9 protein-coding genes are annotated in these 10,168 nt (G+C 68.4%); 8 read left to right on the top strand and 1 reads right to left on the bottom strand.

Annotated elements, in window-relative coordinates; all coding sequences use genetic code 11:
• The 6 genes from V6M46_RS14895 to V6M46_RS14870 form a co-directional block, all read left to right on the top strand.
• The coding region (locus tag V6M46_RS14895) for a glycine betaine ABC transporter substrate-binding protein (RefSeq protein WP_332666518.1) at positions 1-1,671 on the top strand (1,671 nt) is incomplete at its 5' end.
• Positions 1,672-2,008: 337 nt separating this feature from the next.
• Positions 2,009-2,215: a BldC family transcriptional regulator gene (locus V6M46_RS14890; protein WP_332666517.1), complete on the top strand. Its 207-nt coding sequence runs from the start codon at positions 2,009-2,011 to the stop codon at positions 2,213-2,215.
• A gap of 22 nt (positions 2,216-2,237) precedes the next feature.
• The gene (locus V6M46_RS14885; RefSeq protein WP_332666515.1) at positions 2,238-3,290 is read left to right on the top strand and encodes an endonuclease/exonuclease/phosphatase family protein; all 1,053 of its coding nucleotides are present in this window, start codon (positions 2,238-2,240) and stop codon (positions 3,288-3,290) included.
• 114 nt (positions 3,291-3,404) lie between these two features.
• Positions 3,405-4,538, top strand: coding sequence for a N(5)-(carboxyethyl)ornithine synthase (locus V6M46_RS14880; RefSeq protein ID WP_332666513.1), 1,134 nt, complete (start codon positions 3,405-3,407; stop codon positions 4,536-4,538).
• A 21-nt stretch (positions 4,539-4,559) separates the two neighbouring features.
• On the top strand, positions 4,560-5,471 hold the full coding sequence (locus V6M46_RS14875; RefSeq protein ID WP_332666511.1) for an SDR family NAD(P)-dependent oxidoreductase: 912 nt from the start codon (positions 4,560-4,562) through the stop codon (positions 5,469-5,471).
• Between the two features lie 77 nt (positions 5,472-5,548).
• Complete coding sequence (locus tag V6M46_RS14870; protein WP_332666509.1) at positions 5,549-5,992, top strand: OsmC family peroxiredoxin; 444 nt, start codon at positions 5,549-5,551, stop codon at positions 5,990-5,992.
• A gap of 9 nt (positions 5,993-6,001) precedes the next feature.
• Here the strand turns inward: V6M46_RS14870 and V6M46_RS14865 are convergent, their stop codons facing one another.
• Positions 6,002-6,595 (bottom strand): hypothetical protein, encoded by a 594-nt coding sequence (locus V6M46_RS14865; protein WP_332666508.1) that lies wholly within the window; start codon positions 6,593-6,595, stop codon positions 6,002-6,004.
• A 110-nt stretch (positions 6,596-6,705) separates the two neighbouring features.
• Here V6M46_RS14865 and V6M46_RS14860 point away from each other — a divergent pair, with 110 nt between their 5' ends.
• Positions 6,706-7,752: a winged helix DNA-binding domain-containing protein gene (locus V6M46_RS14860; protein WP_332666506.1), complete on the top strand. Its 1,047-nt coding sequence runs from the start codon at positions 6,706-6,708 to the stop codon at positions 7,750-7,752.
• Positions 7,753-8,003: 251 nt separating this feature from the next.
• On the top strand, positions 8,004-10,168 hold a 2,165-nt coding region (locus V6M46_RS14855; RefSeq protein ID WP_332666504.1), incomplete at its 3' end, for a multifunctional oxoglutarate decarboxylase/oxoglutarate dehydrogenase thiamine pyrophosphate-binding subunit/dihydrolipoyllysine-residue succinyltransferase subunit.

Raw genomic sequence — 10,168 nt, 5'->3', positions numbered from 1 at the left:
GCGGCAAACGCCGAATGCGGCGACGTGACGATCGCCAGCATGAACTGGCAGAGCGCCGAGGTCCTGGCAAGCCTGGACAAGATCATCCTGGGCGAGGGTTATGGCTGCAACGCCGATGTCATCGTCGGTGACACCGTTCCCACCATCACCTCGATGATCGAGAAGGGCGAGCCGGATCTGGCGCCGGAAGGCTGGGTCGACCTGCTGCCGGACGTCGTCAACCGCGGCCTCGAGGAGGGCAAGCTCGTCGGCGCCGCCGTGGCGCTGTCGGACGGCGCGGTCCAGGGCTGGTGGATCCCCAAGTACCTCGCCGACGCCAATCCCGAGGGTGCGTGTTACATGCTCTGCCTCGGTGCCGTGTTCCGGTTGGAGCGGTGGGAGACCGAGGAGGCCCGGCGTCTGGTCAACCAGGCCCTGCTCCTCGCCGACGACGTGTCGGAGCCGACGCGGCTCAAGCTTCTGGCCATCAGGGACATCGTCGACGGTGTGGAGGGCACGTCGATCATCGCCACTCCTCCTGCTGTCGGGCTCGACGACCCGATCACAGCAGATGCCGACCTGCTACTGCTGCGGGCACACGCCATGACGACGCGCGAGGCCTATTCCGACGCGAGGCAGCTCTTCACCGTCGTGCTGAACCATCCGTCCAGCCGCTACACGCTCCGTCACGACCTTGCGACGTACGGGACGATCCGCAACGAGATCAACGCCAATGAGTTCCGGCTGGCCCGCGCGGCCTCGGACCCGTCGGAGGGCCCGGGCCCGTCGCTCACCCACACGACATCGGCGTTCGTCTACGTGCAGGCTTGGTACGCCTACTCGCTCGGCCAGATGGACGAGGCAGAGGAGCTCATCGAGAAGTGCATCAAGATCGCGTCGATCGAGGCGAGCCAATCGCTTCGGGCACGCGCCATCGCACTGCGCGGCGCCCTGCGTCTCCTGACCGGCGACGCAGAGGCGGCCGTCATGGACCTGCGACAGGTGAGCGCCGCCTCGACCCGGTTCCGCAACCCGACCCTGTTGCGTCACTGGGCCGACTACACCGAAGTGTGCGTCATGACGGGTCGCGAGCAGGAGGCGGCGGCCACCGTCGCGGCGCTCGAGCGTCGCCTCTCGTCACATCGATCGCGGTGGGGAGAGTTGGCGCTGATGCGTTGCCGGGCCCTCATCGAGCCCGGCCGACCCTCACTCGCGCTGCTCGACGCTGCCGTGAAGGAGTTCGGCCGCGACGAGCTGCCGTACGAGCTCGGCCGGACGCTGAGGTGCCTGGCGATCCGCCAGGAAGAGCTCGGGATGACGGTCGAGAGCCGGCGCACACGTATGGCTGCCGTCACGGCGTTCGAGGCTTCCGGAGCCGATGCCTGGGCGGCACGCACGGACCAGCTCGTGCCTGCACGTGCGACGTCGACGATGGCGGGGAGCGACGGCGCCGGGGGGCTCGAGCAGCTCACCCAGGACGAACGGGACGTCGCGATGCGGGTCCTGCAGGGTCTGCGCAACCGCGAGATCGCCCAAGAGCTGTTCGTGTCAGTCCGCACTGTCGAGCTGCGGCTCACACACATCTACCGCGCGCTCCGGGTCCACTCCCGAGCCCAGCTCGTGGCGATGCTCACGGGGGCCGGCGCCCCCGGCGACGGCTCACCTCCGGGCGGCGCTCCGCCACACCTCTGAGGCGGCCACGTTCCCCTACCGATGGCGGAGAGCCGAAGCCAGTTGCGGAGTCCCACATCCTGTCGTTCCGGGTGACTGCGGACACCCGTAGGAGTTCGAGGTTTTCGCCCGGGCTGTCGCGGACCGATGCATTGTTCTCGATATCCGACGCGCCGCCGCGAGAGCGATGGCCCAGGACAGGACATTCAGCTCAGGAACCAGCAGCAGGGGAGCTATTCATGGCCAACAGTGACAAGTCCGCACCACCGTCGCGCACGGACTGCGCGCGAAGGTCCACACGGAGTCGTTTCCGAGAGCGTTGCGGCCTCACCACGCACCAGCACGGAGCTGGTCTGAGATGAAGGTCGTCAATCAGCCCGATGTCTTGATGAGGCCTGCGGAAGTTGCCGCGATATTCGATGTGCACACCAAGACCGTGTGCAAGTGGGCCGACGAGGGAAATCTCACGGTGGTCCGGACCATGGGTGGTCATCGGCGTTACCTGCGGGCTGAGGTCATGGCCCTGCGGAACGCGAAAGTCACCCTGCGTCGCTGGGGGGTCTGACCTGTCCACCACGCGGTCGTACATGCCAGTGGCCTGGATCATCTCGGGTGTCATCGCTTCGTTGCTGGTCCTCCCGGCGCTCGCAGTCACGATCACGCGGTTGCTGCCTGGCGACAGCCTCTGGTGGGTGATCCTTCGCGCCTGCACACCAGTGGCGATCGTCCCGTACACCCTCGCGGTGATCGCATTGGTCGCGATGTCCCACGGACTTCGCGGCTCGGCACGGACGACCGCCAGTTCGGCACTGGCGGCGGTCGTGTCGCTGCTCATCCTGCACGTGTGGTGGTTCGCCAAGCCCTTCCTGGCGGATGCGCCCGGATCGGCCACTGATGACGGTTTCGTCGTCATGACCGCGAACCTGCACATCGGGCGGGCCGATCCGGATGCGGTGCTCGATGCCGTGGATCGCCACGGCGTGGACGTCCTGGTCCTCGTGGAGGTCACGCCCACGGCCCTCGTCGAGCTGGACGAGGCCGGCCTCGGACGGCGACTGGGTCATCGGGCTGGCGCAGCGCAGCCGGATCGTGACGGGATCATGCTCTTCGCGAACAATCCGCTGCACGACCTCACCGAGATCGACACCAGCTCTCCGGGCTTCGGCGCCGAGATGACCACCAGCAGTGGCCCGCTACGCATCCTTGCGGTGCACCCGATCGCACCCAACAACGGCGTCGCACAGTGGGCAAACGATCTTGACGTCGTCGTCGCGGCGGCCCGAGCGTCCCACGGGCCGACGATGGTCGCCGGCGACTTCAACGCCACGTTGGACCACCCTCAGCTCCAAGCGCTGATGGATTCGGACTATCGCGATGCCAGCGCCGATGCCGGACTCGGCTGGCGGCCCACCTGGCCGTCATCGGACAACGTCCGGCTCATCAGCTTGAGACTGCCATCTCTCTTCGGTCTCGACCACGTCTTCATCCGCGGACCGTTGGAGGCAACGGACGCAGACGTGCGAGCCATGCCGGGCAGCGACCACCGGGCGCTGGTGACCCGCATAGCGTGGACAGACTCCCTGGATCGAGCGGCCGATCAGTTGCCCGCGCCGCCTGACGCCGATCCTGCCGCGCGGTGACTCCGACGAGCGCCCCGCGGCGGTCGAGGTCGAACGAACGGCCGCTGTAGTCTGCGAGCAGAGGAAGGCACGGGGCAGCAGGCCCCGGTGCCCGACCGCTCGTCTGGAGTCTGCATGCAACAGCTTGACCTGGGCGTGATCGCCCACACCGCCAAGGAGAACGAACGGCGCCTGCCGATCCACCCCCGGCATCTCGAACGCCTCACCGAGGAGCAGCGCCCGCACGTGTTCCTCGAAGAGGGCTACGGCGAGCACTTCAGCTGGTCCGACGACGAGCTGAAGCCGTTCGTCGGCGGCATCCTGAGCCGGGCCGAGCTGATCGAGCGCTGCGACATCATCCTGCTGACCAAGCCGCAGCCGTCCGACCTGCTCGAGATGCGCGAGGGCCAGACGCTGTGGGGCTGGCCGCACTGCGTGCAGGACCGTGCGCTCACGCAGGCCGCGATCGACCGCAAGCTGACCCTCATCGCGTGGGAGGTCATGAACCACTGGAGCCCGGACGGCAACTTCCTGCTGCACGTCTTCCACAAGAACAACGAGCTCGCCGGCTACTCCTCGGTGCTGCACGCGATGGAGATCGCCGGGCTGACCGGCAACTACGGCCGCCGCCTCAGCGCCGCCGTCATCGGGTTCGGCGCCACGGCGCGTGGCGCGGTCACCGCGCTGAGCGCGCACGGCATCCACGACGTCGACATCTTCACGCAGCGCGGCGTGGCCGCGGTCAGCGCGCCGATCCACTCGGCCCGCATCGTGCACTTCGACCCGGCCGCATCCCCGGCTGAGAGCCGCGCGTTCGTGGACGAGAGCTGGGTCCCGATGCCGGCGCTGCTCGCCGAGCACGACGTCATCGTCAACTGCGTCCTGCAGAACCCCAACTCCCCGATGACCTTCCTGACGAACGACGACCTGCCGACGATGGCGTCCGGCACGATCGTCGTCGACGTCTCGTGCGACGAGGGCATGGGGTTCGAGTGGGCCAAGCCGACGTCGTTCGACGAGCCGACGTTCACGGTCGGCAACGGCGTGACCTACTACGCCGTCGACCACAGCCCGTCATACCTGTGGAACTCCGCGACCTGGGAGATCAGCCAGGCGCTGCTGCCGTACGTGCCGAAGGTCCTCGCCGGCCCCGAATCCTGGGACGCCGACGAGACGCTGCGACGGGCGATCGAGATCCGCAACGGCGTCGTGCAGAATCCGGAGATCCTGGCGTTCCAGAAGCGCTCACCCGACTACCCGCACGCGTAGACGCCCGGCATGCTGGACGGTATGGATCGCATCACGACGCCCTTCGACATCAACTCGACCGCCGTCGAGGTCGTCAACGGGATCGACCTGCGCGGCAAGCGAGCCGTCGTGACTGGCGGCGCCTCCGGCATCGGCGTCGAGACCGCCAGGGCGCTGGCCGGCGCCGGCGCTGACGTGACCCTCGCGGTGCGCGACACGACGGCCGGCGAAAGGGTCGCCGCCGAGATCCGGGCCACGACCAACGGCGGCACCATCGAGGTGCGCCGCCTCGAGCTCACCGACCTCGACAGCGTTGACGCGTTCGTCGCCGACTGGGCCGGGCCGCTCGACATCCTCGTCAACAACGCGGGCATCATGGCGACCCCGGAGACCTACACCGACCAGGGCTGGGAGCTGCAGTTCGCGACCAACCACCTGGGTCATTTCAAGCTCGCGTACGGCCTGCACGACGCGCTCGCCGCGGCCGGCCGGGCGCGCATCGTCTCGGTCAGCTCGAGCGCCCACTTCCGGTCGCCGGTGATCTTCGACGACCTGTTCTTCCGCTTCATGCCGTACGACCCGTGGGCCGCATACGGCCAGTCCAAGACCGCCAACGTGCTGTTCGCGGTCGAGGCCACGAAGCGTTGGGTCGCCGACGGGATCACCGCCAACTCGTTGATGCCGGGCTCCATCGCCACCAATCTGCAGCGCTACAGCGGCGCAGGGACGTCGAACCCGCTCGCCAAGACGACCGAGCAGGGCGCGTCGACCTCGGTGCTGCTCGCGACCAGCCCGCTGCTCGAGGGGATCGGCGGCCGCTACTTCGTCAACAACCAGGAGGCGGTCGTCGTCGATCGGCCGACCACCGACATGACCGGCGTCGCGCCGTACGCCCTGGACCCGGCCAATGCCGAGCGGCTCTGGGACGTGTCGCAGGAGCTGCTCGGCCTCTGAGCCGCGACGGGGCCTTTCGGCGTTCAGCCCGGCCCCAGTAGCGTCGACAGCACACCCGAGACGGAAGAAGGTTCACGATGCCCACACGCACAGCTCGCACGGCCTGGGACGGCGGCCTGCAGGATGGTTCAGGACAGGTCGAGCTCACCAGCTCGGGCCTCGGTACGTTCGAGGTCTCGTTCCCCAAGCGCGCGTCCGACGACGGCGGCGGCGTCACGAACCCCGAGGAGCTCATCGGGGCCGCGCACTCGGCGTGCTACGCCATGTCGTTCGCCGGCGCCCTCAACAAGCGGGGCGCCACGCCGCTCACGATGGAGGTCAAGGCCGATGTCACGGTCGAGATCCATCCGGAGAAGGGCCTCACGATCAGCACCGTGGTGCTGACCGTGCGTGGCGAGGCCGAGGGCATCGACGAGGCCGGATTCATCGAAGCTGCCGAGGCCGCGAAGGTTGCGTGCCCGGTCAGCAAGGCCCTCGCCAGCGTCGACATCACGCTCGACGCGGCGATGGAAACGCCCTAGCTGCAGGGGCTACGGCTTGGGAGCGCTGAGCGTCCTGGAGGTCGAGGTCTTCTCCTCGCCGCCATCGCGGTCAGTGATCTCGAGCCGTGCCCGCAGGGGCTTCTCGGGGTTGTCGAGGCAGGCCAACGGCACACTCATCCGCAGCTGGGATCCCCTGATGCGCATCCCGGCGCTGCAGGCGAACTGCTCGTCGTCGCCGTCCTTCACGAGGTAGAGCTGCGGGATGATGAATCCCCCGCGAGCGTCCTGGAAGGTCGTCACGCGCCACAGGATCTTGCCGCCGTCCTGGCCCAGCATGAGGTTGACGCTGTCGACCTTCTTGATGTCGATGTCGGGAAGCTCCGCGCCCAGCTCGAACACGGTTGCCCCGCGCGCAACCGTGGCGGTCTTGACCGCGATCGCGTCGGGAGCGTCACCTGACCCCGTGAGCTTGTCCTGAGGCGCCTTGGTCGCGGCCGTCGTGGCCTTCGTCGCCTTGGGCTCCGCAGGAGCCTCGTCGCCACCGCGCACGAGGAGGATGCCGACGATGACGACCAGCAGGATCGCTCCCGCCGCTGCCGGCACGACGAGCCGGTTGCGTCCTGAGGTTGTCCCAGTGCTCATCGAACTCCACCTTCGCGTCGCTGATCGTCTTTTGTCAGGGCGAGCCTAGAGCACCGAGTCCTCGGGCATCGACCCGCCGAAACGTCCGCGTCGTGCGCCATGCTGGATCCGTGAAGCCAACGGTTCCCGGACGCCTGCACGCCCAAGGTCTCGCATCGCCGCGGTTCGACACCACCGTCGACGTCGTACGCCACCTCGGCTGCGTCCAGTCGCAGCTGCACGACATGGCACTGTGGGCGGTCGCCCGGCGCACGACGGGGCTGACGCTGTCGGACGCCCAGGCGGCGTTCGAGCGCGGCGACTTCCTTCGTACGCACATCCTGCGTCCGACCTGGCACTTCGTCGACCCGGCCGACCTCCACTGGCTGATGGCCCTCACCGCGCCGCGCATCCGGCAGCTCATGAACTCGAGCTGGACCGCGCTGGGCCTCAGCCCGCACCTCATCGACCAAGGCTCCGAGGTCATCGAGGCGGCCCTTGCCGACGGGGCGCCACACACCCGTGCCGAGCTGGCGGCCGCGCTCGAGGGCGCCGGACTCCAGGCCACCGGGACGTTCCTGGTGCACCAGCTGATGAACGCCGAGATCAACCTGCTCGCGGCCAACGGGCCGATGAGGGGCAAGCAGCACACCTACGTCGCACTGCCCCCCGCCACGGCCGACCGGACGTACGACGAGCTTCTGGCCGAGGGCGCCCGGCGCTACGCGCGCGGGCACGGACCGTTCCGCGACAAGGACCTCGCGTGGTGGACCAGCCTGACCCTGACCGAGAGCCGCCGCGCGATCGAGCTCGCCGAGCTGCGACCCCTCGACGTCGAGGGTCAGGCCTACTGGGCGCTCGACGCACCGGTCGATGCGGACGTGCCTCGGGTCATGCTGCTGTCCAACTTCGACGAGTACATCTCCTACGCGCGCGATCCCGAGGACTACGCCGCCTTCGACGGCTCGGTCGACGACGTCATGCGAGGCAGCGGCCTGCTGATGATCGACGGGCGGCTGAGCGGCAGATGGAGCCGCACCATCACCGCCAAGAAGGTCGCGGTCTCAGTCGACCGTGCGCCACGGCTCACCGGCGCGGTCCGCCGCGCACTCGACGCCGAGGTGGCAGCATTCGGGCATTTCGTGGGTCGCGATCCAGAGCTCCTGATCGCCGGTTGACCCACTCCGCGATCCCGCGGCACGTGATGTCGGCCACGTTGCCGTGCCACCGCGCGAATATCCCGCGAAGATGCCGGGGATTCCGGTCCGAACCTGCCTGCAGGCCGATGGACCGTCGCGTTACCCTGTTGAAGGTAGTTTTTGCAAACGCGCCAGCACACAATTCGGAAGAGGCGATCGAGGCTGTGGCCGAGTCCTCACAAGACCATTCAACCCCTGATTTCGGCACCAACCAGTGGCTCGTCGAAGAGATGTATGAGCGATTCCGCCAGGACCCCGCGTCGGTCGACGCCACCTGGGTGACGTTCTTCGAGACCGGCGAAGGCGCGGCGCTGGCCAACGGCTCCGGCAATGGGGCCTCTCCCAACGGCGCGGCGAGCACGCCGTCGCAGTCGGCCTCGGCCGCCAAGCCCGATGAGCAGTCCGCAGCGCCGTCCGCTCAGGTCGAGACCGCGGCACCCACGCCCGCCCCGACCGCACCGACGTCGTCGACGCCTCCGGCGCCCAAGACCAAGCCCGCGACCGTCACCCCGGCGCAGAGCCAGGTGGGCGCACCGGCACAGATCGATCCGCCTGCCACTGCGTCTCCCGTCGTCGACGCCCCCACCTCGCGGGCCACCTCGGCGCCGACGCCCAGCAACAAGGCTGCTGACGCACCTGCTGCCGGCCCCGGCGAGGTCGAGAACGTCGTGCTGCGCGGCGCCGCGGCACGCACGGTCGCCAACATGGACGCCAGCCTGGCCGTGCCCACCGCCACGAGCGTCCGGTCGGTCCCGGTCAAGCTGCTGTTCGACAACCGCATCGTGATCAACAACCACCTCGCCCGCGCGCGTGGTGGCAAGGTGTCGTTCACCCACCTCATCGGCTGGGCGATCGTCAAGGCGCTCAAGACAATGCCGGAGATGAACACCGGCTTCGAGGTCGTCGACGGCAAGCCCAACCAGCTCAAGCCCGAGCACATCAACTTCGGCCTCGCGATCGACCTCAAGAAGCCGGACGGCTCGCGTACGCTCCTCGTCCCCTCGATCAAGGCCGCCGAGACGATGGGCTTCGCCGAGTTCTGGGCGGCCTACGAGTCGATGGTCCGCAAGGCCCGCGACGGCAAGCTCGCGGTCACCGACTTCCAGGGCACCACGGTCAGCCTGACCAACCCCGGCGGCATCGGCACCAACCACTCGATCCCCCGGCTCATGCAGGGGCAGGGCGTCATCGTCGGCGTCGGCTCGATGGAGTACCCGCCGGAGTTCCAGGGCGCCAGCGAGCACACCCTCGCGCAGATGGCGATCTCCAAGATGATGACGCTGACGTCGACCTACGACCACCGGGTCATCCAGGGTGCGCAGTCGGGTGAGTTCCTCAAGAAGATCCACGCCCTGCTGCTCGGCGAGGAGAACTTCTACGACGAGATCTTCCGCGCGCTCAAGATCCCCTACGAGCCGATCCGCTGGGCCCAGGACATCGCGGTCAGTCACGACGACGAGGTCCACAAGCAGGCCCGCGTCCTCGAGCTGATCCACGCGTTCCGCGTGCGCGGCCACCTGATGGCCGACACCAACCCGCTCGACAACCGGCCGCGCAGCCACGCCGACCTCGACACGGCGTCGCACGGCCTGACCCTGTGGGACCTCGACCGCGAGTTCGCCACCGGATCGTTCAAGACCGACAAGCGCTTCATGAAGCTGCGCGAGATCCTCGGCATCCTGCGCGACTCCTACGCCCGCACGATCGGGCTGGAGTACATGCACATCCAGGACCCCGAGGAGCGCGCCTGGTTCCAGGACCGCATCGAGCGCCCGCACACCAAGCCGCCCCGCGAGGAGCAGCTGCGGATCCTGCAGAAGCTCAACCAGGCCGAGGCCTTCGAGACGTTCCTGCAGACCAAGTTCGTCGGGCAGAAGCGGTTCAGCCTCGAGGGCGGCGAGACCACGGTCCCCGTGCTCGACGAGATCTGCGAGGCGGCCGCGGCCGACAACCTCGACGAGGTCTGCATCGGCATGGCCCACCGCGGACGGCTCAACGTGCTGGTCAACATCGCCGGCAAGCACGCCGGCTCGGTGTTCCGCGAGTTCGAGGGCAACATCGACCCGCGCACGGTCCAGGGCTCCGGCGACGTCAAGTACCACCTCGGTGTCGAGGGTGAGTTCACCTCCGGCACCGGCGACAAGATCAAGGTCTCGGTGGCGGCCAACCCGTCGCACCTCGAGGTCGTCGACCCCGTCCTGGAGGGCATCGCCCGCGCCAAGCAGGACCGCCTCAACCGCGGTGCCGAATACCCCGTCCTCCCCGTCCTCGTGCACGGCGACGCCGCGTTCGCCGGGCAGGGAGTCGTCGCCGAGACGCTCAACCTCTCGCAGCTGCGCGGCTACCGCACCGGCGGCACGATCCACCTGATCGTCAACAACCAGGTCGGCTTCAC

The organism is Aeromicrobium sp., from assembly GCF_036676885.1.
In the GTDB taxonomy this organism is placed as follows: Bacteria; Actinomycetota; Actinomycetes; order Propionibacteriales; family Nocardioidaceae; genus Aeromicrobium.
This window is presented reverse-complemented; position numbering and strand designations above follow the sequence as displayed.

Coding starts and splice junctions, on each gene's coding strand:
- V6M46_RS14875 (WP_332666511.1), top strand. CDS start 4,560: ATGGATCGCATCACGACGCCCTTCGACATCAACTCGACCGCCGTCGAG.
- V6M46_RS14870 (WP_332666509.1), top strand. CDS start 5,549: ATGCCCACACGCACAGCTCGCACGGCCTGGGACGGCGGCCTGCAGGAT.
- V6M46_RS14865 (WP_332666508.1), bottom strand. CDS start 6,595: ATGAGCACTGGGACAACCTCAGGACGCAACCGGCTCGTCGTGCCGGCA.
- V6M46_RS14880 (WP_332666513.1), top strand. CDS start 3,405: ATGCAACAGCTTGACCTGGGCGTGATCGCCCACACCGCCAAGGAGAAC.
- V6M46_RS14890 (WP_332666517.1), top strand. CDS start 2,009: ATGAAGGTCGTCAATCAGCCCGATGTCTTGATGAGGCCTGCGGAAGTT.
- V6M46_RS14885 (WP_332666515.1), top strand. CDS start 2,238: ATGCCAGTGGCCTGGATCATCTCGGGTGTCATCGCTTCGTTGCTGGTC.